This is a genomic window from Rhizobium sp. CSW-27 (assembly GCF_018760785.1).
GTDB lineage: Bacteria > Pseudomonadota > Alphaproteobacteria > Rhizobiales > Rhizobiaceae > Neorhizobium.
The window spans coordinates 498765-521930 of sequence record NZ_JAHHZO010000002.1 but is presented as its reverse complement, the minus strand read 5'-3'; the positions used below and the strand labels follow the sequence as shown (position 1 = coordinate 521930).

22 protein-coding genes are annotated in these 23166 nt (G+C 65.4%); 10 read left to right on the top strand and 12 right to left on the bottom strand.

All coding sequences use genetic code 11. The features are described from left to right. The first annotated feature begins 36 nt into the window (after nt 1-36). Entirely contained in the window at nt 37-1239 is a 1203-nt protein-coding gene (locus tag KLP42_RS06030) for a multidrug effflux MFS transporter (RefSeq protein WP_215565268.1), read from the top strand. On the opposite strand, the gene KLP42_RS06025 is transcribed toward KLP42_RS06030, so the two are convergent. From KLP42_RS06025 to KLP42_RS06010, 4 genes are read right to left on the bottom strand one after another with little or no spacing between them, the layout of a single operon-like run. After that, nucleotides 1240-1791 (bottom strand): sarcosine oxidase subunit gamma, encoded by a 552-nt coding sequence (locus KLP42_RS06025; protein ID WP_215565267.1) that lies wholly within the window; start codon nt 1789-1791, stop codon nt 1240-1242. Between the two features lie 13 nt (nt 1792-1804). Continuing rightward, nucleotides 1805-4762, bottom strand: coding sequence for a sarcosine oxidase subunit alpha family protein (locus KLP42_RS06020; RefSeq protein WP_215565266.1), 2958 nt, complete (start codon nt 4760-4762; stop codon nt 1805-1807). After that, nucleotides 4762-5049, bottom strand: a complete 288-nt coding sequence (locus KLP42_RS06015; RefSeq protein WP_215565265.1) for a sarcosine oxidase subunit delta — start codon at nt 5047-5049, stop codon at nt 4762-4764. The genes KLP42_RS06020 and KLP42_RS06015 overlap by 1 nt, the downstream gene beginning before the upstream one ends. 44 nt (nt 5050-5093) lie before the next feature. Further along, on the bottom strand, nt 5094-6347 hold the full coding sequence (locus tag KLP42_RS06010) for a sarcosine oxidase subunit beta family protein (RefSeq protein ID WP_215565264.1): 1254 nt from the start codon (nt 6345-6347) through the stop codon (nt 5094-5096). A 276-nt stretch (nt 6348-6623) separates the two neighbouring features. Between KLP42_RS06010 and KLP42_RS06005 the strand changes: the two genes are divergently transcribed. The 3 genes from KLP42_RS06005 (at nt 6624) to KLP42_RS05995 (ending at nt 8755) form a co-directional block, all read left to right on the top strand. After that, nucleotides 6624-7655, top strand: a complete 1032-nt coding sequence (locus KLP42_RS06005) for a DUF2793 domain-containing protein (protein WP_215565263.1) — start codon at nt 6624-6626, stop codon at nt 7653-7655. A gap of 240 nt (nt 7656-7895) precedes the next feature. Continuing rightward, nucleotides 7896-8171: a CtrA inhibitor SciP gene (gene sciP, locus KLP42_RS06000; RefSeq protein WP_006725852.1), complete on the top strand. Its 276-nt coding sequence runs from the start codon at nt 7896-7898 to the stop codon at nt 8169-8171. A gap of 302 nt (nt 8172-8473) precedes the next feature. Then, the gene (locus tag KLP42_RS05995) at nt 8474-8755 is read left to right on the top strand and encodes a GNAT family N-acetyltransferase (protein WP_215565262.1); all 282 of its coding nucleotides are present in this window, start codon (nt 8474-8476) and stop codon (nt 8753-8755) included. Nucleotides 8756-8860: 105 nt separating this feature from the next. On the opposite strand, the gene KLP42_RS05990 is transcribed toward KLP42_RS05995, so the two are convergent. After that, nucleotides 8861-9211 (bottom strand): flagellar export protein FliJ, encoded by a 351-nt coding sequence (locus KLP42_RS05990; RefSeq protein WP_143126742.1) that lies wholly within the window; start codon nt 9209-9211, stop codon nt 8861-8863. 439 nt (nt 9212-9650) lie between these two features. Between KLP42_RS05990 and ctrA the strand changes: the two genes are divergently transcribed. After that, nucleotides 9651-10352 (top strand): response regulator transcription factor CtrA, encoded by a 702-nt coding sequence (ctrA, locus tag KLP42_RS05985; RefSeq protein WP_143126741.1) that lies wholly within the window; start codon nt 9651-9653, stop codon nt 10350-10352. A gap of 169 nt (nt 10353-10521) precedes the next feature. Here the strand turns inward: ctrA and KLP42_RS05980 are convergent, their stop codons facing one another. Together KLP42_RS05980 and chpT are read right to left on the bottom strand one after the other, a co-directional pair. Continuing rightward, nucleotides 10522-10884, bottom strand: a complete 363-nt coding sequence (locus tag KLP42_RS05980) for a response regulator (RefSeq protein WP_215565261.1) — start codon at nt 10882-10884, stop codon at nt 10522-10524. 105 nt (nt 10885-10989) lie between these two features. Beyond that, nucleotides 10990-11634: a histidine phosphotransferase ChpT gene (gene chpT, locus KLP42_RS05975; protein WP_215565260.1), complete on the bottom strand. Its 645-nt coding sequence runs from the start codon at nt 11632-11634 to the stop codon at nt 10990-10992. A gap of 201 nt (nt 11635-11835) precedes the next feature. Between chpT and KLP42_RS05970 the strand changes: the two genes are divergently transcribed. Together KLP42_RS05970 and KLP42_RS05965 are read left to right on the top strand one after the other, a co-directional pair. Next, nucleotides 11836-12426, top strand: coding sequence for a DUF1134 domain-containing protein (locus KLP42_RS05970; protein WP_215565259.1), 591 nt, complete (start codon nt 11836-11838; stop codon nt 12424-12426). A 130-nt stretch (nt 12427-12556) separates the two neighbouring features. Further along, nucleotides 12557-13801, top strand: coding sequence for a coiled-coil domain-containing protein (locus KLP42_RS05965; protein ID WP_215565258.1), 1245 nt, complete (start codon nt 12557-12559; stop codon nt 13799-13801). Between the two features lie 116 nt (nt 13802-13917). Here KLP42_RS05965 and KLP42_RS05960 read toward each other — a convergent pair whose 3' ends face one another. Both KLP42_RS05960 and KLP42_RS05955 read right to left on the bottom strand, forming a co-directional pair. Then, a complete protein-coding gene (locus KLP42_RS05960) occupies nt 13918-14751 on the bottom strand; it encodes a TrmH family RNA methyltransferase (protein ID WP_215565257.1) in 834 nt (277 codons plus the stop codon). Nucleotide 14752: 1 nt separating this feature from the next. After that, nucleotides 14753-15142 (bottom strand): hypothetical protein, encoded by a 390-nt coding sequence (locus KLP42_RS05955; protein WP_215565256.1) that lies wholly within the window; start codon nt 15140-15142, stop codon nt 14753-14755. A 42-nt stretch (nt 15143-15184) separates the two neighbouring features. Between KLP42_RS05955 and KLP42_RS05950 the strand changes: the two genes are divergently transcribed. The 3 genes from KLP42_RS05950 to rpoH all read left to right on the top strand — a co-directional run bounded on the left by KLP42_RS05950 (nt 15185) and on the right by rpoH (nt 18396). Beyond that, nucleotides 15185-16210: an RluA family pseudouridine synthase gene (locus KLP42_RS05950; protein ID WP_215565255.1), complete on the top strand. Its 1026-nt coding sequence runs from the start codon at nt 15185-15187 to the stop codon at nt 16208-16210. Between the two features lie 297 nt (nt 16211-16507). After that, nucleotides 16508-17293 (top strand): class I SAM-dependent methyltransferase, encoded by a 786-nt coding sequence (locus KLP42_RS05945; RefSeq protein ID WP_215565254.1) that lies wholly within the window; start codon nt 16508-16510, stop codon nt 17291-17293. Between the two features lie 200 nt (nt 17294-17493). Beyond that, nucleotides 17494-18396 (top strand): RNA polymerase sigma factor RpoH, encoded by a 903-nt coding sequence (gene rpoH, locus KLP42_RS05940; RefSeq protein WP_215565253.1) that lies wholly within the window; start codon nt 17494-17496, stop codon nt 18394-18396. Between the two features lie 80 nt (nt 18397-18476). Here rpoH and KLP42_RS05935 read toward each other — a convergent pair whose 3' ends face one another. The 3 genes from KLP42_RS05935 to KLP42_RS05925 all read right to left on the bottom strand — a co-directional run bounded on the left by KLP42_RS05935 (nt 18477) and on the right by KLP42_RS05925 (nt 23107). Then, nucleotides 18477-19271 (bottom strand): hypothetical protein, encoded by a 795-nt coding sequence (locus KLP42_RS05935; RefSeq protein WP_215565252.1) that lies wholly within the window; start codon nt 19269-19271, stop codon nt 18477-18479. Beyond that, entirely contained in the window at nt 19268-20203 is a 936-nt protein-coding gene (locus tag KLP42_RS27100; protein ID WP_353844819.1) for an ABC transporter ATP-binding protein, read from the bottom strand. The genes KLP42_RS05935 and KLP42_RS27100 overlap by 4 nt, the downstream gene beginning before the upstream one ends. Before the next feature lie 186 nt (nt 20204-20389). Further along, nucleotides 20390-23107 carry a hypothetical protein gene (locus KLP42_RS05925; RefSeq protein ID WP_215565251.1) on the bottom strand — a complete coding sequence of 906 codons (2718 nt, stop codon included), beginning with the start codon at nt 23105-23107 and terminating at the stop codon, nt 20390-20392. Nucleotides 23108-23166 lie beyond the last annotated feature (59 nt).

Below are 23166 nucleotides of genomic sequence, written 5' to 3'. Positions count from 1 at the left end.
TGTGCCGACACCTCCTTGCGCTACGGAAACACCCTCATGCAAGAAAAAAACACGCCACTTGCCATCTCGCTGGGCGCCATCTGCGCGCTCGGCCCCTTCGCAACCGACATGTATGTGGCAGCCATGCCGCGCATGGCCCAGGATCTGGCCTCCAGCGACGCCCACATCCAGCTCAGCATGATGACCTATTTCGTGGGCTTCACCATCGGCCAGTTGTTCTACGGTCCGGTTTCGGACCGCACCGGGCGCAAGCCGATGATCTATCTGGCACTGGCGATCTTCGTCATCGCCTCCCTGGGTTGTCTGTTCAGCGCAACCGCGGGACAGTTGCTCGGCTTCCGCTTCCTGCAGGGAATTGGTGGCTCGATCGGCATGGTGATTGCCACCGCCTCGATCCGTGACGTCCACACCGGACAGGCGGCGGCTAAGCTGATGTCTGCGGTCGTGCTGGTGCTCAGCATCGCGCCGGTGCTCGCGCCGCTCGTCGGCGGCGTCATCCTGCAATGGGCAAGCTGGCGCCTCATCTTCGCGGCGCTTGCCGGTCTCGGCGTGCTGGTGGCCTTCCTCACGGCCGCCATGCTGCCGGAAACACGTGCGCCGGCGCTGCGCGCCACCAGCCGGCCCACCGCTGCCGTCCGCTGGTACGCGCGCCTGCTCTTCACGCGCAGCTTCATTCCCTATGCCGGGGTCCTTGCCCTCGCGCAGGGCGGCTTCTTTGCCTATATCGCCGGCTCGTCCTTCGTGCTGATCAATGTCTACGGCCTGTCGCCGATCACCTATGCGGTGATCTTCAGCCTGAACGCGATCGGCATCGGCATCGGCACGCAGATCGCCGCGAAGCTCGCCTCGCATATCGGCATCCGGGCCATGGTAAAGGTGAGCACCAGTGTCTATGCCGCGGCAGGACTGATCCTGCTGACGATGCAGCTTCTCGGCATTGCCGGGCTGGCGTCGGTCTGTGTCCTGCTGTTCGTGATGGTGATGACGATCGGCGGCATCATGCCGACGTGCAATGTGCTGGCCATGGAGGCGCATGGCGCCATTTCCGGCACCGCCGCCGCGCTGATGGGCGCCCTCGGCTTCGGCGCGGGCGCGCTCGGCAGCTTCGCCATCGGCATTCTTGACGATGGCACGGCGCTGCCGCTGATCCTGGTGATGACCGTCTGCGCGGTGGCCAGCGCCCTGGTTGCGCTTCTGACCTTTGGCCCTTCGCGGCAGCCGCGGGAAGTTGCGGCCTGATCAGTCTTCAGAAAACCCGGCGGTCAGGGCAAACTCGCGCCCCATCTCCTTGACCTCCTCGAACACCGTGCCGGCATAGGAGCGCGGCACGATGATCTCGAAGGCATCCTCGCCGATCCGGGCGAGGTTGCCGGCGACATGGGCGATGAGGATGTTGGCCGAGGCGCCGGGCGCAAAGCTGTCGCGGTGCAGGTCGACGGCCAGGCACTTGGCGAGGATACTGCGCACGTTCGGCCCGGCAATCCGCATCAGAACGCGGCCATCGCTGTGATCGAAGGCGGAGACGCCCTCGATCTCCCGCACCAGCCGCAGAAGCGCCTCCGGACCTACCGAATGGGACACCACCAGCCATTCCGCCGGTCCGCAGATGCGAACGCAGACGCCCTCCAGCGCATGAAGCGCGGCCTTGACGCCGCCCTCGAAACCGGCATGGGCGAGCACGCAGAGGATGGTAGGGCGGCGCACGACCGCCAGGTGATGCGGGTTCGGCCTGGTCTCGAAGCCGACGATATGATCTTCCAGAACGTGACGATGCGCGAAGGAAAGGGTCATGGGCAGCGTCACCTCACACATGCAGGTTCTTGTTGTCCGGATCGACGAAGACCGGCGGGCAGACCTCCGCCAGCACCTCGCTGGTGCGCAGCGCATCCCACACCACGATCTTTTCACCATAGCGCTCGCGGCCGGATTTCAGCATGGCGAGCGCGATGAAGGAGTTCAGCGTCGGCGAATAGCAGGCCGAGGAGACGAAGCCCTGGTCGTTGACCATCGAGGGCTTGGCATTCTCCTTGAGCAGATGCGCGCCCGCCTTGATCTCGGCATCCGCCTCCACGGGCTTCAGGCCCACCATCTGCAGCCGGTCGGCGGCGGTGAGACCGAAGCGGGTTGCCAGATGCTTGCCGATGAAATCAGGCTTCTGCATCGCCATCATCCGGCCAAGACCGACATCGTCAGCGGTGGTGCGGCCGTCGAGTTCGTTGTGGGTCACATGTCCCTTCTCGATGCGCAGCACGTTGAGCGCCTCCACGCCATAGGCGCAGATGCCCTCCTCATAGCCCGCCTCCATGATGGCATCCGCCACCGCCTCGCCATAGCCGGCGGGCACGGCCAGTTCATAGGCAAGCTCCCCGGAAAACGAGATACGGAACAGACGTGCGGCAAGCCCGCCCTTGAGCAGCACCGTGCGGGCCGAAAGGAAGGGAAAGGCTGCGTCGGACAGATCGTCCTCCACCACCCGCTGCAGGATGATGCGCGCCTTCGGGCCAGCAAGCGACATCTGCGCCCACTGGTCGGAGGACGAGGCAAAACGCACGTCGAGATGCGGCCACAGCGCCTGCGCGGCAAATTCCAGATGCGCCATCACCTCCGTTGCATAGGCCGTGGTGGTGGTCAGCACGTAGTGGTTTTCCGAGAGCCGGCTGGTGGTGCCGTCGTCATAAACGATGCCGTCCTCGCGCAGCATCAGGCCATAGCGGGCCTTGCCGACGGGAAGTTTCAGGAAGGCATTGCTGTAGACACGGTTGAGGAATTCCGCAGCGCCAGGCCCAAAAATCTCGATCTTGCCGAGCGTCGAGACATCGCACAGGCCGGCGCTGGCGCGCACCGTGCGCACTTCGCGATCGACCGCCTCGCGCCAGGTCTTTTCGCCTTCGCGCGGGAACCAGGAGGAGCGATACCAGGGGCCCGCCTCGACGAAGATTGCACCGTTGCGGGCCGCCCAGCCATGCAGCGGCGAGCGGCGCACGGGCCGCGAATGCTCGCCCCGCGCCGTCCCCGCCATCGCCCCGAAGGAGACCGGCGTGTAGAACGGCCGGAAGGTGGTGGTGCCGATCTCGGCCGGGGAAACGCCGCGCATCCCGGCCACGATGCCGATGGTGTTGACGTTGCCGAGCTTGCCCTGATCGGTCGCCATGCCGCCGGTGGTATAGCGCTTGGTCATTTCCACATGCGAATAGGCCTCGCGCTGCGAAAGCCCGAGATCGGCCACCGTCACGTCGTTCTGGAAATCGACGAAGGCCTTGCCCTTCGAGCCGGGCACATACCAGAGCGGCGCGAAATCCGGATCATAATCTCCGGCGACATCTGGGATTTCGGCCTCGTAGGCCGCAAAGCCGAGATCGCGGGCAAGCACCGTCGCCTTGTCGGCCCCGTCGCGCAGGCAGGCGGAGAGACGATCAAGCCCCGCCGCACTGCCGGCCGCCACGAAGGCAGCCCCGACATCCGGTGCGAGAAAGGCCTGGCGCTCGTCGGACCAGACAGGCTTGGCGCCACGCTGGCACATCAGATGCACGACCGGCGACCAGCCGCCGGACATGGCGAGCGCATCGCAGGCAAGGTCCTCCTCAAAGCCGGAGCGATCGGCAATGATGCCCTTCAGGGCGCGCGTTCCTCTGGTCGACGTCACCGCGCCGCCGCGGATCAGCCGCACGCCGTCCGGCACCGCATCGCCGCTTTCCTTGCGGGCATCGATCAGCGCCGTCACCTCGACACCGCTCGCGGCAAGGTCGCGCGCCAGCGCATAGCCGGAGCCGCCATTGGTGAAGATCGCCACGCGCTGGCCGATCGCCACGCCGTAGCGGTTGAGATAGGTGCGCGCCGCACCCGCCGTCATGACGCCCGGACGGTCATTACCGCCGAACACCAGCGGTCGCTCCTCGGCACCGGAGGCCAGGATCGCCCGCTTCGCCGCGATGCGCCACAGCCGCTCCACCGGCAGGTCCGGCGTCGGCAGGGCCACGTGCTTCTGGACCTTTTCCACCGCGCCGAACACCATGTCGTCATACCATCCGAACACGGTGGTGCGCGGCATCAGGGTGACGTTCGGGAGTGTCGCCAGTTCCGCCAGCATCTGGCCGGCGAATTCCGCAGCGGGAAGTCCACCGACCGCGGAACTTTCCGACAGAAGCGAGCCGCCGAGGCGAAAACCTTCGTCGGCGAGGATGACGCGGGCACCGGCGCGACCGGCGGCAAGGGCCGCCATCAGGCCGGCGGGACCGGAACCGATCACCAGCAGGTCGCAATGCGCCCAAGCCTTCTCGTAGCGGTCCGGATCGGCCTCCGTGACGAGACGGCCAAGCCCCGCAGCACGGCGGATCAGCGGTTCGTAGACCTTCTCCCAGAAGGAGGCCGGCCACATGAAGGTCTTGTAGTAGAAGCCTGCCGACAGGAAGGGCGACAGCAGGCTGTTGACGGCACCGATATCGAAGGCCAGCGACGGCCAGCGGTTCTGGCTTGCCGCGGACAGCCCGTCATAGAGTTCGGCCACCGTCGCCCGTGTATTGGGCTCGGAGCGCGCGCCGGTGCCGACCGTGACCAGCGCATTCGGCTCGGCGGAGCCTGCCGTCACGATGCCGCGCGGGCGGTGATACTTGAAGCTGCGGCCGACCAGCAGTTCGCCATTGGCCAGCAGCGCGGAGGCCAGCGTATCACCCTGCAGACCGCGATAGGTCTTGCCGTCGAAGGTGAAGGACAAGGCATTGCCGCGGTTGACGAGGCCGCCGGCAGCGAGGCGATGGGACACCATCAGGCCGCCTCCCCACTGCCGCTGCGTGCGACATCGGCCGCATCGCGAACGGAAAACACCTCATGGGTGACATTGTCGCGCTCCACCACCAGCCAGCGGCGGCAGCCGGCCGCATGGTGCCAGTATTCCTGGATGCGGCCCTTCGGATTGTCCCGCACATAGACATAAGCATACCACGCCTCGGCACCCGCATTCGGCGCGGGACGCACCGGCACGGCATCGCCGCGGATCGAAAACTCTTCCTTCGGGCGCACCCCGCAATGGGGACAGGTGATCAGGCTTGCCATGGGTTCTTCGTCTCGTCAGTGCCGTCTCGTCGGAAAAGCTTCGGCTAGTGCAGGTTCGGCTGCGGGCCCTTGCCGCCTTCATCCACCACGAAACCGCGCTGGAATCGATCGAGACGCAGCAGGCGGGCCGTGTAATGCGGCTCGTCCTTCGCGATCAGATGGGCAAAGCAGAAGCCGGAGGCCGGCGTTGCCTTGAAGCCGCCATAGCACCAGCCGCAGTTGAGATAGAGATTGTCGATCGGCGTCCTGTCGATGATCGGCGAGCCGTCCATCGACATATCCATCACGCCGCCCCAGGCGCGCAGCACGCGGGCGCGCGACAGGCCGGGAATGAGCGACACGCCTTCCTCGATGGTGTGTTCCACCGTCGCCAGATTGCCGCGCTGCGCATAGGAGGAATAGTAGTCGATGTCGGCACCGAAGACCAGGCCGCCCTTGTCGGACTGCGAGATGTAGAAGTGGCCGGCGCCATAGGTGATGACATTGTGGATAACCGGCTTCAGCCCCTCGGAGACAAAGGCCTGCAGCACATGCGTCTCGATCGGCAGGTCCAGCCCCGCCATCTTGCCCGTGACCGAGGTGTGGCCGGCGGTGGCGAGCGCCAGCTTGCTGCAGCCGATGAAACCCTTCGAGGTCTCGACGCCGAGAACGCGACCGGTCTCGTCGCGGCGGATGCCGGTCACCTCGCATTGCTGGATCAGATCGACGCCACGGCTGTCGGCGCCGCGCGCATAGCCCCAGGCCACCGCGTCGTGGCGCGCCGTGCCGGCCCGCTTCTGGTAGAGCCCGCCGAGGATCGGGAAGCGGGCATGATCGAAGTTGAGGTAGGGCATCATCTTGCGCACGCCGTCGCGGTCGAGAAGCTCGGCATCGACGCCATGCATCTTCATGGCATTGCCGCGTCTGGCATAGGCATCGCGCTGGCCATCGGAATGGAAGAGGTTGACGATGCCGCGCTGCGAGACCATCGCATTGTAGTTGAAGTCCTGCTCCAGCCCTTCCCAAAGCCTCATGGAAAACTCGTAGAAGGGCTCGTTGCCCTCCAGAAGATAGTTGGAGCGGATGATGGTGGTGTTACGTCCCACATTGCCGGAGCCGAGATAGCCCTTTTCGAGCACTGCAACATTGCTGATGCCGAATTCCTTGGCGAGGTAGTAGGCGGTGGAAAGCCCGTGCCCGCCTCCCCCGACGATGATCACGTCGTAATGCGGCTTCGGTTGCGGCTCCCGCCAGGCCGGCTTCCAGTGCCGGTTGCCGGAAAAGGCCTGTTTGATGATCTCGAAAGCGGAATAGCGCATGCGGGTATCCTGGAACAATCGCCTCACCTTCGCATATGCAATGCAAAGAACAAGGGCCATCCGCATCGTCCTCTGTCTCTTTTGATGGCGGCGCCCACGAAAAGGGCAGGCGTGGCTTGACGGCCACGCCTGCCCGGCCGCCACGAGCGAAAGCCGTGCGGCGCTGCGCGGACAAGAGGAGCCCGCGCCTCCATGATTTCAGGCACTTGCCCCCCTTTTCATCCCCACCCGCCGCAGCGCGTCTAGACTGGCGCGACACGCAAGCGGAGAAAAGTCATGGCCGATACGACGCCCAATCTGGCACTGCCCTATATCCTGCCCTCGCAGGCCCAGAAACACGTGACCCACAACGAGGCGCTGCTGCGCCTCGACCAGCTCGTCCAGCTGACGATCGAGGCGGAAACGACAAGCCCGCCGGCCGCGCCGGAAGAGGCAAGCCGCTTTGCGGTGGCGACCGGCGCCACCGGCGCCTGGGCCGGGCGCGCCGGCACGATCGCAATCTGGCAGGATGGCGGCTGGAGCTTTCTTGCCCCGCGCCCGGGCTTCCTCGCCTGGTTCCGGTCGACGAACCGGATCATGGCCTATGGCGGCAGCAGCTGGGTGGAGCCCGGCCTTCCGGACATGCTGACCCCTGCCCTTCTCGGCATCGGCGCGACGCCGGACGCCAGCAACCGGCTGGCGGTCTCCTCGCCCTCCACGCTGCTCAACCATGCAGGCGCCGGCCATCAGCTGAAGATCAACAAGGCGGGCGCCGCCGAGACCGCCTCGCTGCTGTTTCAGAGCAACTGGTCCGGCCGCGCCGAGATGGGCCTTGCCGGCAACGACGCGTTTTCGGTGAAGGTAAGCGCCGATGGCGCCACCTGGCGCACCGGCCTCAGCATCGACGGCCAGGGGCGCGTGACGCTGCCGGCACGGCCGATGGCGCGCGCCCATCGCGCCGCCGGCACATCGAGCCCGGCGGCAGGCGCCTCCACCGGCTTTTCCACGCTGGCGCTGGAACAGGGCGGGGTTACGCTCGGCGCGGCCCAGGCCGGTGGCGGCAATGCACTGGTGGTGCCGGCAACCGGCCTCTATGCGCTCGGCCTTACGGTGTCGGCCACCGCATCCTCCGGCCATACGGTGAGCCTGCGCCGCAATGGCAGCAGCACCCTGCTTGGCCTGTCCCTTCCCTCCGCCGCCCCTCTCACCGTCAGCGGCACCACGCTTGCCAGCCTCACGCAGGGCGACACGCTCAGCCTCCTGCATGCCGGCACGGCGGTGCTGGACGAGGGCGCGGGGCGGACGGAACTCTGGCTGATGCTGGTCTAGAAACGCCGGCAGGCACGACTGCCGGTCAGGGCGCTTTGCTCGCACAAGGCGCCTTCAAACCTTGAACAAGAACATTCTAATCTTGCGAAAGACAAAACAGCCGCACGGATCTACGAAAAAATGTGGGGCAAAATGTGTTTCGTCAGCGATTTCCGACAAAACCGGGTTCCCATTTAGCCAAATGTTAAAATCTGCGTGAGTACGGTCACTGCCGTGGTCTTGTGTAGTGTAGAGAGTCCAATGACCGAAATGATCCGTCCACGAGTGAAATATGTCATCGGTCCCGATGGCAGCCCCCTGACCATTGCGGACCTTCCGCCGGCCAATACGCGCCGCTGGGTGATCCGCCGCAAGGCAGAGGTGGTTGCGGCGGTGCGCGGTGGCCTGTTGAGCCTCGAGGAAGCCTGCGAACGCTATACGCTGACGGTGGAAGAATTCCTGTCCTGGCAGTCGTCGATCAATGACCATGGCCTTCCGGGCCTCAGAACGACGCGCATCCAGCAGTATCGCCACTAGACGGCAGCGTTCGAGCGGAACATGGCCGACCCCCGGGGCAGACGTCCAGGGGCTCGTCGGCGTTGGGCTTCGTTGCCCCCTCCCCCCGATGCATCGACGGCAGGCAGAATGACGGGGCAATGTGCGCCCCGCCGCCATGAGGACAGGCAAGGCTGAGCGAGGACCACCGCCAGCCGCAAGCCCCCCACCGCCGAGCGGCAGACCGCGGGATCGTGCAAGACTTGCACGCCGCATCAGGACCTTCCTTTCCCGCCGCCGCGCGCTAGTTCCGCAGGCTGAGGCCAAGGAAAGGACGATGTTCGATGCAGATTCACGAAGAAAACGGCGCCTCCGGCGGGCGCTATCACGCGACGATCGACGGGACGACCGCCGAGATGACCTTCTCGCGCGCCTCGCCCAGCCTCATCATCATCGACCACACGCTGGTGCCTGATGCGCTGCGCGGCCAGGGTGTCGGCCAGACGCTGGCGCTGCACGCCGTCGAGGCCGCCCGTGCCGGCGGATGGAAGATCATCCCGCTCTGCCCCTTCTTCAAGGCGCAACTCGACCGGCATCCGGACTGGCAGGATATCCTGAAGACCTGAGCCCGTTCCGAAGCTGGTGATCGGCCACGGGCGAGCTGTACAAACGGCAGGAAGCGCGCACGCCCCCTCGCGTGCACGCCTCAAAAACCGGTCACGATGACGGCGTCAGGCGCGGGCGCGCTGATGCCCGTCGCGTTCTTCCAGGGCCGTTGCCTTGGCAAGCTCCGCCTGGGCCTCTTCCAGCGCCAGTTCGGCGCTTTCCTGCTGCACGCGCAATTCGCGAATCGACACCTGCAGATTGTCGGCCCGCTGACGCGCCGCCTTTGCGAAGGTGGGATAGGCGAAGTGATTCGGGTCCGTGATGCCCGACTTCTTCTCTTCCAGCGAAATCTGGTGCTCCAGTTCTTTCGCCATTCGTTCGAATTCCGCCATCATCAGCTGCAATTGCTGCAGTTGGCGGCGCTTTTCATTCACCTGAAATTCTTTCAGGCGCACAAGGCTGTCACGCGTCTTCATACGCAATACTCCCGTGGATAGCGAGACCCCGGCTCCTTTTCCAATTCCCCCTGAGTCCGAGCTGCAACACTTCGGACTGAAAAATTGCCGCGGCGTTAATGAAAACCCCGTCCGCGGTAACCTTTCATTTACGGGCATCGTTAATGATAGGGACGATCGTTTAAGGGTCCGTAAATGCCATGGCCGATTTCGGCAGACGACAATGATGAGTCGTCTGAATCACTTACGAGGAATTCCTCACAAGCAGATTCAGGTATGGCGCTGGCAGATTCACAAGAGAAATCAGGCGAATACCAAGTTTGTTTAACGAATTCCTGTGCCTTGCCAAAGGGAGTCAGAGTTTGTTAACCAATTGGTGTCAGCTTCCAAATCAGGCAACGTCTGGATCCGTCTCGCGTAGGGGGCCATTCATACCTTCGCGGCGGTAAAGGGGAAAATTATGCGGGTTCTACTCATCGAAGATGACAGCGCGACTGCCCAGAGCATCGAGTTGATGCTGAAGTCCGAGAGCTTCAACGTCTACACGACGGATCTCGGGGAAGAAGGCGTCGACCTCGGCAAGCTGTACGACTACGATATCATTCTGCTGGATCTCAACCTGCCGGACATGTCCGGTTACGAGGTTCTGCGCACGCTGCGTCTGTCCAAGGTCAAGACGCCGATCCTCATTCTCTCCGGCATGGCCGGCATCGAGGACAAGGTTCGCGGCCTCGGCTTCGGCGCCGACGACTACATGACCAAGCCGTTCCACAAGGACGAGCTTGTTGCACGCATCCACGCCATCGTCCGCCGTTCGAAGGGTCATGCCCAGTCGATCATCGTGACCGGCGAACTGGTCGTGAACCTGGATGCCAAGACCGTCGAAGTCGGCGGCCAGCGGGTTCACCTGACCGGCAAGGAATACCAGATGCTGGAGCTTCTGTCGCTGCGCAAGGGCACGACGCTCACCAAGGAAATGTTCCTCAACCATCTCTACGGCGGGATGGACGAGCCGGAACTGAAGATCATCGACGTGTTCATCTGCAAGCTTCGCAAGAAGCTGGCAAACGCCGCAGGCGGCGCGAACTACATCGAGACCGTCTGGGGCCGCGGCTACGTGCTGCGCGAACCGGATGGCGGCGAATACGCCGAAACAGCCTGACCCCCCTTAAAGAGACCCGCGATCCGTCGAGCGCCCGGAGCTTTCTCCGGGCGTTTTGCGTTTCAGCCGGATCCCGAAGGCTGCAAGCCCTGCCCCGATCGACAGGCAGACGGGAACGACGCCCCGGCCGGTGCGGTAGCATTGCGTGAAGGAAAGGGGCGGCTGCGCCTCAGGCGGCAACCGCATAGGCGCCAAACACGGCAGAAAGAATCTTGCGGTCAAACGGCTTCAGCAGGAAATCGTCGGCGCCGGCCCGCTTGCCGAGCATCATCTTCTTTAGATCGGCCTCGATGACGCAGTAATAGATGCGCACCCGGCCGCCTTCGGGCAGCGCCTTGACGCGGGAGATCAGTTCCAGCGCGCCTTCAAGCCCCGCATCCACGATGAGGATGGCCGGCAGTTCCGCCTGGCAGCGCATCAGTGCCTCGCGGTCACTGCCCGCCTCCGCCACCAGGAAGCCCATTTCCGACAGGATGCGCTTGGCAACCGTGCGCACGATCTCGGATGCGTCGGCAATCATCAGGCGCTGCATGGTCTACCCTCCAAGCCGGAACGAAATGCGGCCCTGTCTGTGCAAGGCTCGCATTTCAGGATAATTCGCCCCGGCTAATGAAGCGTTACCGCAGGGCGCAGCACCTCACGCGCCCATCTCGGCGATGAACAGGATGCGGTCGTCTTCCACCACATGGCGCAACTGCATGCCGCATTCCTCGGCCAGCAGCACCGTGTAATAGGGCTGGATGGTGTGGGCATCGGCCAGTTCTTCCGCCGTGCCGTTGCACAGTTCGACGAATTTCGGCGGCAGGCGCAGCATGCGGCCCTTGACGGTCAGGGTGAAGCGGGCCTCGGTTTCCGGGTTTTCCAGCGCCACGTCGATCGAACCGCCGCGCGGAATGGCGCTGTAGGCCACCATGAACAGGTTGAGCAGCAGCTTGACGCGGTTCTTCGGGATGATGGCGCGCGGGCCGCTCCAGCTGACCTCGGTCTTCTTTTCCGCAGCGGCAAAGTCCTTGGCCGCCTTCTCCGCCTCGCCGGTGTCGATCGAGGCCCCGACGGAGCCGGAGGCGCCGAAGGCAAGACGCGCGAATTTGAGCCGCACCGACGCGTTGAGCGCCGAGGTGCGGATGAGATCCAGCGCATCGGCATCGGCACCGCCCTCGTCCAGGAGTTCGAGGCCGTTGTTGATGGCGCCGACCGGCGAGATAACGTCATGGCAGACGCGGCTGCACAGAAGCGCTGCCAGATCGGGACCGCTGAGGGTAAGGTTCGGATTCTTCGGCATCGGTGGTTTCCTGATCCTGCGTCTGAAGATGGAGCGTTCTGTCTCACGACAATGTTGCGTGAAGTTGGCAAGGCGAAACGAACCGCCTGCCTTTCCGCCATAATGACACCATTTTTGGTAAACCGGTTGTTAACAGGATGGTCGCAAGATGGTTAAGCCGCGATCGCAGGCATCAATGGATCAATAAAAACGGACAGGCCAATGCGTTTCGAGAGATTTTTCGCCCTCGCCCGATTGTTCGCCGTGCCGATGATGGCGCTTCTTGCCGTCATGCCGGTCTCGCCGGCAAAGGCGCAGCAGCAATCCGGCGAACAATATTCGGTGCAGGAAATCGTCGATGCCGGGCACAGCTTCTTCGGCAATACCAGCGGTGCGCTGGCCAAGGTGGTGGAGAACGCCTTCCAGAAATACGGCCTGCCGAACGGCTACATTCTCGGTCAGGAAGGCTCCGGCGCGTTCATCGCCGGCCTGACCTATGGCGAGGGCCAGCTCTACACCAAGAATGCGGGCCAGCATCCGGCCTTCTGGCAGGGGCCTTCGCTCGGCATCGATTACGGCGGCCAGGGCACCCGCGCCATGATGCTGGTCTACAACCTGCCCTCCATCGATACGCTCTACCAGCGCTACGGCGGCGTCAGCGGCTCGGCCTTCGTGGTGGCCGGCGTCGGCATGACGGCGCTGCGCAACGACAATGTGCTGATCGTGCCCATCCGCACGGGCGTCGGCGCCCGTCTGGGCGTCAATGTCGGCTATCTGAAATTCACCCGGGCGCCCACCTGGAACCCTTTCTGAGACCGGTGCCCAGGCCCGCCGGCACGCGACCTTTGAGACACAGGTGACGCAGATTTCGCGCCACCGGTTGCCCTGCGGCCCGCGTTCCTCTAGCTCTATCTAATATTCTGCATTCCGGGATGCATCGCTCGTGATCCAATTCGCGCTTCTTTACGGCCTGGGCTTTCTGAGCGCGACCTTGCTGGTCATGGTGCTGGCCTCGCCGGTGCATCGGCGCATCGTGCGCTACACCGAGGACCGCCTGAAGGCGACGATGCCGATCAGCCCGGCGGAGGTGCGCGCCCAACGCGACATGGCGCGCGCCGTCTATGCGGCGGAGAATGCGCGCACCCGCCAGGAACTTGTCGAAGAGCGCGAAAAGAGCCTCGCCCTGCAGCTGGCCTTCGACAGGCTGAGCCAGGAGGCCGCCGATCTGAATGCCGGCCAGCACGAGCGGATGATGCAGATCGAGGAGATGAGCATCGAGGCCGCCGACCTGCGCTCGCGGCTGCGCCGGGAGGAGGCCTTCATTCAGCAATTGAAGGAGGCGTTGCGCCGGGTGGAAAGCAATGCCGCCGCCAAGGAGGCCGAGATCGAGACCCTGCGCGCCCGCGTGCAGAAACTGACGCTGGATCTCGACCACCTGAACATCAATCTCTCCACCAGCGAGACGGCCTCGGACCACCTCAAGCAACGCATGGCCACGCTGACTGGCGAACGCGACAGCCTGCGCACCGACCTGAAGCTGATGACGACGCGGGCCAAGCAGGCCGAGCAGCGCCTGGCACAGCAGGAGGCACGCGTGGCGCGGCTGGAGGAAAAGCTGAGCCGCGAGGCGGCGGAAAAGGCCGACACGCAGGAGGCGCTCGATCGCCGACTGCAGGAAATCGAGCGGCTGCGCGGCCGCGGCAGCGGCCTGGATGTGGAATGGCACGAGCCGATCACCGGCAGCTATCCCCTGCCCCGCAAGAAAACCATGCAGGCCGAGCGCAGGGCGCTCTCGGCCCGGCGGCGTGAACCCGGCAACGACCGGATGCCGCCTGTCGACACACCGATACCCGCAGACCCCGTTGAGGAGGCCCCGGCCATGGCGGACATGAAAGAGCAGGCCGAGGCGCTTCGCCTGAGAAGCGCGACGCTTGGCGAGGAACTGGCCGATGCCGCAACCGGCGAGCGGGACGAGACCCTGCGCCGCGAACTGGCGGAGATGGCGGCCGACATGGTGGCCCTGACGGCCGCGGCGGAAGGCCCCGCCTCGCCGATCCTTGCCATTCTGGAGCGCGAACCCGCCACCGGCACTGAGCCGCCCGCCGACGCACAGGCGGACAGGGCAAGCCTTGCCGCCCGCGCCCGCAAGTCGATGACGGCACTCAACGCGGCCGGCACCGAAGCCTGATCGAAAAGGCAGGGGATGATCGCCCTTGAACGGGTCGGGCAAGCCGCCAGCCCCTCCTCCGGCAACGACAGGCCGGCTGCAGTTCGAAAGGCCGCATGCCAGCGTGCGGCAAGGTCTCAGACGAGGCCCTGCAGCCTCGCGATCTCGTAGAGCGCGACGCCGGTGGCGGTGGCGGCATTGAGGCTGTCCAGCCCCGGCCGCTGCGGAATACGGGCGCTGCCGAAGCGTTCGAGCACCGCCGCCGGCAACCCCTCGCCTTCGGTGCCGGTGACGAGCGCCATGCGCGCAGACGCTTCGATGGCGCGGATATCGGTCTTGCCGCGCGGCGACAGGCCCCAGACCGAAAAGCCGCGCGCCTGCAAGATCTCCAGCAGCGCAGGCGGCGTTCCGCCCCGAGCATAGGGCACGCTCAGCACCGAACCGACCGATACGCGCAATGCCTTGCGATAGAGCGGATCGCAACAGCTGTCGTCCAGCAGCACCGCACCTGCCCCGAAGGCCGCGGCATTGCGGAAGATCGAGCCGATATTGTCGTGGTTGGAAATGCCGCAGGCCACCACCACCAATGCGGGCTGCGCCAAGCTGTCGAGCAGGCTTTCGACGGCGGGCGGCTTTTCGCGACGGCCGAGCGCCAGCACGCCGCGATGCAGGTGGAACCCCGCAATCGCATCCAGCACCGGGCCGGAGGCGACATAGACCGGCACGTCGGGCGGAAAGGCAGCCAGAATATCCGCAACGCCCTCCAGCCGGTTTTCGAGAAGCAGGATTCTGTCGGCCCGGATCGCCTCTCCCTTCGCATGGGCGGCGGCCAGCATGCGCAGCACCACCGTCCCCTCGGCAATGAAGGCGCCCTCGCGGCCGATCAGGTCCCGCTCGCGAATGTTGCAGAAGGGCGCGATGCGGGGATCCTCGGCGCTGTCGATGCGGATCGGCGCGGGGCGGCGGCTCATGTCAGCGTTCGGCAACCGTGAGATCGGCAATGACGCGGCCGACGGAAAGATCGAAGATCATCACCTTCCTCACGCCGTTGATGCTGCCATAGAACAGGATCTGGCTGCCGGACTGCGAGACCGACTGCACGGCAAAGCCCGGCGGCAGGTGCACGGTTGCCGAAAGCGGCTGGTCGGCCGGCACGGAAAAACCTGCCGATGCCGTTACCGCGGCCGGGACGGGCGCCGGCTGGCTGCGCACCTTGTAGACAACCGCGATCAACACGGCCATAAGGCTGATGAACATGATGCCGCCGGACACCAGTTGCAGGCGCACCATCTTGCGCCGGACGTTTTCCAGCACCGGATCGAGCGGCTCGTCTTCCTGTTGCTCGGGGTCGAGATGGGCCATCGGGCAGGCGTCCTTCGGTTTGACAGTCATCGGAATGAAGAAATGAACGAACCCTTTAACGAAGGCGCGACGCCAAGGAAAGTGCTCTGCGCCGGCGAGGATGCCGAAGGACGGCTGGATGCGTGGATCACCGCCGAGATGGGCGGCGATTTTTCCCGCAGCCGCATGAAGGCGCTGATCGAACAGGGCGCGGTGACGCTGAACGGCACCCCCTGCACCGAACCGAAGAAGAAGATCGCCGCGGGCGATGTGGTGGAACTCGTCCTGCCGGAACCGGAAGATCCGGAACCCAAGGGCGAGAACATCCCGATCGAGGTGCTCTACGAGGATGACGACCTGATCGTGGTGGTCAAGCCCGCCGGCCTGGTGGTGCATCCCGCCGCCGGCAACTGGACCGGCACGCTGGTCAATGCGCTGATCCATCATTGCGGCGACAGCCTGTCCGGCATCGGCGGCGTCAAGCGGCCGGGCATCGTGCACAGGCTCGACAAGGAAACCAGCGGCGTGATGGTGGTGGCCAAGAACGACGTGGCGCACCGGCATCTGGCCGCGCAGTTTGCCGACCACGGCCGCACCGGCGAGCTGGAACGCGCCTACATGGCCCTCGTCTGGGGCCGCCCGCGCCAGCTTCGCGGCACGATCGATGCACCGCTTGGCCGTTCCAGTACCGACCGTACCAAGCGCACCGTCAAGCGCGAGGAAGCCGGTGACGCACGCGAGGCGGTGACTCATTACGAAGTGGTCGAGCGTTTCCACGAGACGCCGGACGCGAACTGCCTCGCCTCGCTGGTGGAATGCCGGCTGGAAACCGGGCGCACGCACCAGATCCGCGTGCACATGGCCCATATCGGCCATCCTCTGCTCGGCGATCCCGATTACGGGGCAGCCTTCAAGACCAAGGCCAACCTTCTGCCGGACGACGCCCGCAAGGTTGTGAACCGCTTCCGCCGGCAGGCGCTGCACGCCTATCTTCTAGCCTTCGAACACCCCCGCAGCGGCGAGGTTATGGAATTCGAGGCGCCGGTTCCAGACGACATGGAAGAGCTGCTCGCGGCGCTGCGCGCCTGACCCCAGCCCGCGGCGCGCCCAAACATCAGAAAACGATCATGCACGGCGTGGACACATCCGCGCCGCACAGCCCTACAGTCACGCGCATTACGCCACCTTGGGTCGCATATTTCAGCAATCCCGGCAGTAATATACCCGGTCCGGCTGCGCCCCAATTTCGCTCCAATGCTCTTCCCTCCTTTTCCTCGGCCGGCAAGGCCTTGAAACCCAACATCGTTCAAACCTTGCCGGGACGTGGGGCGGACGATCCGTGTCTTTGTCGCGGCGCCCGAGGAACAACCAGAGAGGGAAGTGACGATGAACGGTGAGAGCCGTAAATTCATCTTCGACGCGCTGCAGGCGGTCGAGGGCTATATCGATCCGCCGGATGCCCTGGTCTTTTCCACCCTTCTCCATAAGCAGCAGCAGGATGGTGCGATCGGCGGCCTGGCGGAGATAGGGATCTATTACGGCCGCTCCTATTTCCTGCTGCGCCACCTCGCCGGGCCCGAGAGCAAGGTTCTGGCGATCGATCTCTTCGATCTGGAAGGAGACGAGCACGGCGCACCTGGCCAATATCGCCGCTTCCTCGAAAATGGCGCGCGCCTCGGTCTGCCGGTCGACCACCAGCTGGTGATCCGTGGCGACAGCACGGCGCTTCGCCCCTGCGACATTACCAGCCGCGTCGGCCCCGTTCGCTTCTTCAGCATCGATGGTGGTCACCATCTGCACCATGTCGCTGCCGACAGCGCGCTTGCCATGGCCTGTCTTGCCGATCACGGCGTCATCGTCTTCGACGACACCTTCAATCCCGCCTGGCCGGAGGTGACGGTGGGGGTCGCGGATTTCCTGCGCACGCATCAGGACCGTTTCGCCGCCTTCTGCATGACCAAGTACAAGACCTATGTCTGCCGCCGCACCTTTCATGCCACCTATGCCGAAACGATCCGCCAGGCGCCCGGCCTCTCTGCCTTCGAGCGGACGGACACCACCTTTCTCGGCTCTCCTGTCGTGCGGCTGCACGACCCGATCCGCAGGCGCATGCTCTACGAGCTGATGCGCCGCTCCGGCATGCGGGGACTTTCCGAGCGGGCCTACCGCTGACATGATCCAGATGCCGCCCTGCACGTAATGCCATAACGAGGACGTGAGTGCGGGCGCGCGCTTGAATCGCCCTTCTGCCGCACTTATCTGTTAGCTGGACAGGTGCGGGGTCGAGGGAAGACCCGCGCCAGCTGGCTCGCCTCCGGGACCGCCGAGAAGTCGCCCATGGGAGCCGCACGAAGATCAGAAGGGGGTGCTTTATGGCCCGCAATACTCTGCCATCGATTACTGCCGGCGAAGCCGGCCTCAACCGCTATCTGGACGAAATCCGCAAGTTTCCGATGCTGGAGCCGCAGCAGGAATACATGCTTGCCAAGCGCTATGCCGAGCATGGGGATCGCGATGCGGCCCATCAGCTGGTCACGAGCCATCTGCGCCTGGTGGCCAAGATCGCCATGGGTTATCGCGGCTATGGCCTGCCGATCGGCGAAGTCGTCTCCGAAGGCAATGTCGGCCTGATGCAGGCGGTGAAGAAGTTCGATCCGGAACGCGGCTTCCGCCTCGCCACCTATGCCATGTGGTGGATCAAGGCCTCGATCCAGGAATATATCCTGCGCTCGTGGTCGCTGGTGAAGATGGGCACGACCGCAAACCAGAAGCGGCTTTTCTTCAACCTGCGCCGCCTCAAGGGCCGGATCCAGGCCATCGACGAGGGCGATCTGAAGCCGGATCAGGTGAAGGAGATCGCCACCAAGCTGAACGTGTCGGAGGAAGAGGTGGTCTCGATGAACCGCCGCCTCTCCGGCGATGCCTCGCTGAATGCGCCGATCCGGGCGACGGAAGGCGAATCCGGCCAGTGGCAGGACTGGCTGGTGGACGAGCATGAAAGCCAGGAAGACGTGCTGATCGAGCAGGACGAGCTGGAAACCCGCCGCCGCCTGCTGGAAAAGGCGCTCGGCGTGCTGAACGACCGCGAACGCCGTATCTTCGAGGCCCGCCGCCTTGCCGAGGATCCGGTGACGCTGGAGGAACTTTCGGCCGAATTCGACATCAGCCGCGAGCGTGTGCGCCAGATCGAGGTGCGTGCCTTCGAGAAGGTGCAGGAGGCCGTGCAGAAGGAAGCTCTCGCACAGGCCAAGGCGCTGCGCGTCGTCGACGCCTGACCCCGCCATCACCGCCGATCGCACACCGAGCCGCCCCTGCACCGGGCGGCTTTTTTTTGTGGTTCGACCGGCCGGGACGGCTATTCGCTGGAGAGCTGCTGGCGGGCAAAGACGGCAAGCGCGAGCGCAGCGAGCCCGGCGAACCAGCCGGAGAGAATCGCAAGGCCGGCCAGACCCGCATGCGCGGGCCCGACAGAAAACAGCCAGTCGCGCAGCGCCTGCGCGCCATAGGCCGGCAGCGCAATGCCGTCGCTGTCGGCGCCGAGATAGACCTGTATCAGCGTGCTGCCAATGGCAAGCAGGAAGACCGGAAGGACCGCCCCCATCAGCGAGCGGGTAAGGATTACCAGCAGGAAGGCGAGCGCCACCAGAACGCCAAGCTCCAGAAGCGCGATGGCGAAGGCGGTGACGAGGAGCGGCAGCGAGGAAACCCGCAGCACGAGGCCGGCAGCTCCGGTACCGTTGAGGACCGCCATCATGCCGTTCAACAGCATATCGCCGAAGACGGCGACAATCAGCCCGGCCGCCAGCGCCGTCAGGCAGAGGCCGAACTTGGCGAGAAGAAGCCGGCTGCGGCCGTGCCGCGGCACCAGCAGGCGCCAGGTGGCGAAACGATATTCCGAATACAGCACGGAGGCCGCACCAAACCCGTAGAGCAGATGCCCCATCGAATTGCCGGACAGGCCGAGACCATGGGCGGCGGAAAGAAGAACATCGACGGGCGCATCGTCATGACGGCCGGTGCGCACGAAGACCAGCCCCTCCATCAGAAGCTTGAACAGCAGGGAGAGAATCGGCACGGACAGGAAGCCCCAGAACAGCAGCGCCGGCTGGCGCAGCAGTTTCAGCCATTCGCCGCAAAGAAGGGCTCTCATGGTGCGGCCTCCCGCGTCTGCGACAGGAAGACGGTTTCAAGATCCGGCTTCACCCATTTGGCTTCATGGATACGGATGCCGGCAATGGCGAGCGTCTGGATCAGGTCCGGCACCTCGGCCGGCTCCAGCCGCACGAAGAGGCCGCCCTCGCCCGCCTCGCCGCGCCCCTTCAGCGCCGCCAGAACACGATCCGGCTCGTCCACCTTCAGCCAGAAGCGGCCCTGCCGGTCGAGGAGTTCCGCCACCGCCCCTTCCGCCGCCAGCCGTCCGTGGCGCAGGATGGCAACCCGGTCGCAGACCCGCTCCACCTCATCCAGCAGATGGCTGGAGAGAAGCACGGTGATGCCCTCGCGCCTGGCCAGATCGGAGAGAAGCGCCCGCATTTCCAGAATGCCGTCCGGATCGAGCCCGTTGGTCGGCTCGTCGAGGATCACCGCCTCCGGCTGCCCGACAAGCGCCGCGCCGATGCCGAGCCGCTGCTTCATGCCGAGCGAAAAGCCGGAGACCTTCTTGTCCGCCGCCCGGGCGAGATCGACGCGTGCCAGAACAGGATCAACCAGGCCGGGCGTGCCGGCCTGCCAGGCAAACATCTCCAGATGTTCGCGGGCGGTCAGAAAGGGATAGAAGGAGGGCGATTCGATCAGCATGCCGATCCGGCGGCGGTTGCGCGGCCCTGCCGGCTCCCCGAACAGGGAAACCTCGCCGCGATCCGGACGCACGAGGCCGGCGATGATGCGCAGCAGCGTGCTCTTGCCCGCCCCGTTCGGCCCGAGCAGGCCATAGACGCAGCCCCGCGGAATGGAAAGGGTCAGGCCATCGAGCGCCCGCACCGCCGCAGCACCCCAGCCATAGGTCTTGCCGACCGCGGAGAGGCCGATGGCCGCCTCCTGCGCCGGTGCCTGCCGCGCCGTTTCGCTTTCTGCCAGGACCACGCCTTGCCCTCCCCACGGTTCACGCCGCAGTGATCGGGATCAAGCAAGGCTTTTGTGTGGTCACCGGGCAGGGCCCGATCGCCTGCGGCAGGCCGCCGCCGTCCTTGCCGGCAAACATGAAAAAGCCGCCGGAACGGTTGCCGGCGGCCGTTTCGAAGTCACAGCGGACTGGATTTCCGCTGCCTGTCACTGCCCCTGCGGCGGTGAAAGCGCAGCCCATTCCTTGATCGCCTCATCGAAGGCCTTGATGCCTTCCGGCCCCTTCTGCAGCGTCAGCAGCGCCCGGCGCCCGGTGCCGTAGATGATCGGCACGTCCATCCAGTTGCGGGACTTCAGCAGTTCCATGTTGCGGGCACGTGCGTCCGGGAAATCATTGAGCGCGATCATGTGGAAATCCGGCGTGATCTTGGCCGGCACGGCGACCAGCGGATCGCCGCGATCCTGCTCGCTCTGCTTCATCGAAATGCGCTGCACGCTTTCGATGGAGCCGCCCTCGAAATTGGGCGGCAGCGAGAAGACGAATTCCACCAGATGGCTGGCAGGAAGCGAGGCATCCGTGTTGCGCTTGAAGGTGATGAGCGCGGTCATGCCACGCTCCGGCACGGTGATGCGTCCCTGCACAACGGGCTGCGGCTTGCCGTCATCGCCCGCCTCGCTCTGCAGCGACCAGGTGACGGTACCGGCAATCGAGGTCAGCGAGGACTGGCCGATCTTCTCCTCATAGAGGAAAATCTTTTCGCCGGAGGCCGCTGCCGGTGCGGCAGGCTGCGCGGCGGCGCCGGCCGAAGGTGCCGGTGCCGGCGCCGGCGGCGCCGCGGCCGTGGTGGCGGCATCGCCGGCGGCAGGCGCCGTCGCCTCGGCAATCGACTGGCCGGGAGCCCCGACGGAGGGACCGCCCGGCCCCTCATCCACTTCCGTACCATTGGCCAGCAGGCGCTGGGTAAACTTGGTGGGGCCTGCATTGTCCGGTGCCGGGCTTCCGGCGGCAGGTGCCTGCGCCGCGCCATTGGTCGCGGCGGGCGCGGCCGGAGCCGCCGTCCCTTCGCCGGCAGCCGGCGCCTTGGCGGTTTCGACCGGCGGCTGCAGCGCATCGCCCGCCACATTGTCGATCACTTCGTCAAGCGCCGCACGGTTCTTCCAGACGGCAAAGCCGCCGCCAGCCAGCAGTGCAAGGCCGACAACGGCAAGCAGGATCTTGCCATAGCTGCGCTTCGGCTTCGCCTGCACGCGGTAGGGACGGGCCGGCATGGTCATGCGGGCCAGTTCTTCCTCGTCCGGCGGTGTATCGGCGCCGCGGCCGGCCTTGGCCGCGCCGTTCCGATCGTAACCGATCAACTGTTCCAGGTCGTTCCACGGATCGCCCGCCGCAGCGGCACCGGCAGCCTGGGCCGGCTGGCTCTCGGTCTTTGCCGGCTTGGCGACCGGCTGCAGATAGGTGGCCAGCGGATCATGCTCTTCGGCGGACGGTGCGGCCGTCTCCGCATCCCGGTAATCGGGAAGGTCGGAAACTGCCGGCATCTCGGCCTTCGCCTCAACCCGCGCCGGTTCGTCGAAATGGGCATCGAACAGGTCGGCAGCCTCGCGGTCATCGAAACGTGCCTGATGCGCGTCCTGTTCGGTGGATGCGGCGGTGTCCGGCGCTTGTGCCTGCGGCCAGCGGTCATCGCCGGTCGTCCAGCCCTGCGCCTGCGGCCATGCCGCCTCGTGCGCGGAGGGGTACGAATCGGCAGCGGCGCGCTCATCGTCAGCGGCAGCGACCGGCTGGGCATCCCAGGACGCGCCGGAACCGGCCTGATCGCCCCGCAGATCGTCGTGACGCTCCGGCGCCTGCTCCACCTCGAACGGATCGGCGGCAATGCTCGGGGCGGTGGAGGGCGCATCGGGCCAGACGGGCGTTGCCAGCGAGCGCGGACGCGCCGGTGCATCATAAGCCGGATAAGGAGGCTCCGGGCGTTCGGGAACCGTCAGCGCCGGATCAAAGGCCGCGTCATCGCGATCCTGCTGCCGATGGGCAGGCTCGTCATCGGCAAAGGGATCGCCGGACACGGTCGCCGGCGGCTGGCCGAACGGCGTATCGCGGCCATCCGGACCGGCAAAATGCGCTGCCGCGCCAAACGGAGCGGTCAGATGATCATCGGGCTGATGCTGCCCGGCGGACACTGCGGGGCCGGCATCGTGCCAATCATGGTCGACAGAATCGTAAGCCGGCTCAACAACCGGACGATCGCGGTCTTCCACCCGTTCCGAAGCGGTCGGATCGGGCTCGGCCCAGACCGGCGCGTCGTGGCGCACTTCGTCCTGATAGGCCGATGCCGGGAACGAGGATGCGGCCGGCGCCTCATCGGCAGGCTCCGGATAGGCAGGCTCGCCGTGAGCCGGGTCGACATCGGTCGATTCGGCATAGGCAGGCTCGGCATAGACCGGCTCTGCATAGGCGGGGTCAGCATAGACCGGCTCCGCAGGAGCCGGTTCGACAGACCGCGACATGTGCTCTTCCGGCTCCACGAAGGACGGTGCAACCTCCTCCTCGGCATGGGCAGGCTGCGTGACGGGCTGATCGGCTTCCGGCTCGGGCTCGACATAGGCCGGCTCCGGCGCGGCATAAGGCTGCGCCGGAACAACGGGGGCCATGGCAGGCTGCGGCACGAATGCTGCGGCTGCAACGGGTGCAGGCTCCTCCAGCGGCGGCAGGGCCTCGGCATGGTCGGCCTCGACCTCCCGGATTGCCGCCTCCAGCTTTTCCATCTGGCGGCGCAGCATGTCATCCGTCGGGCGCGGCTTCATGTTCTCCAGCTGCCGCTGCACGGCGCCGCGAGCCTTTTCGTAAACCCGGATGCGCATCTCGGGAGTATTGTTCGCCAGCCCGTCCACGGCCCGGCGAATAACCGCTACAAAATCAGCCATTGATACTTTCTCTTGATCACCGGCTCGACCGCCGAGTGAAAAGGTAGATAGCGCTGAAC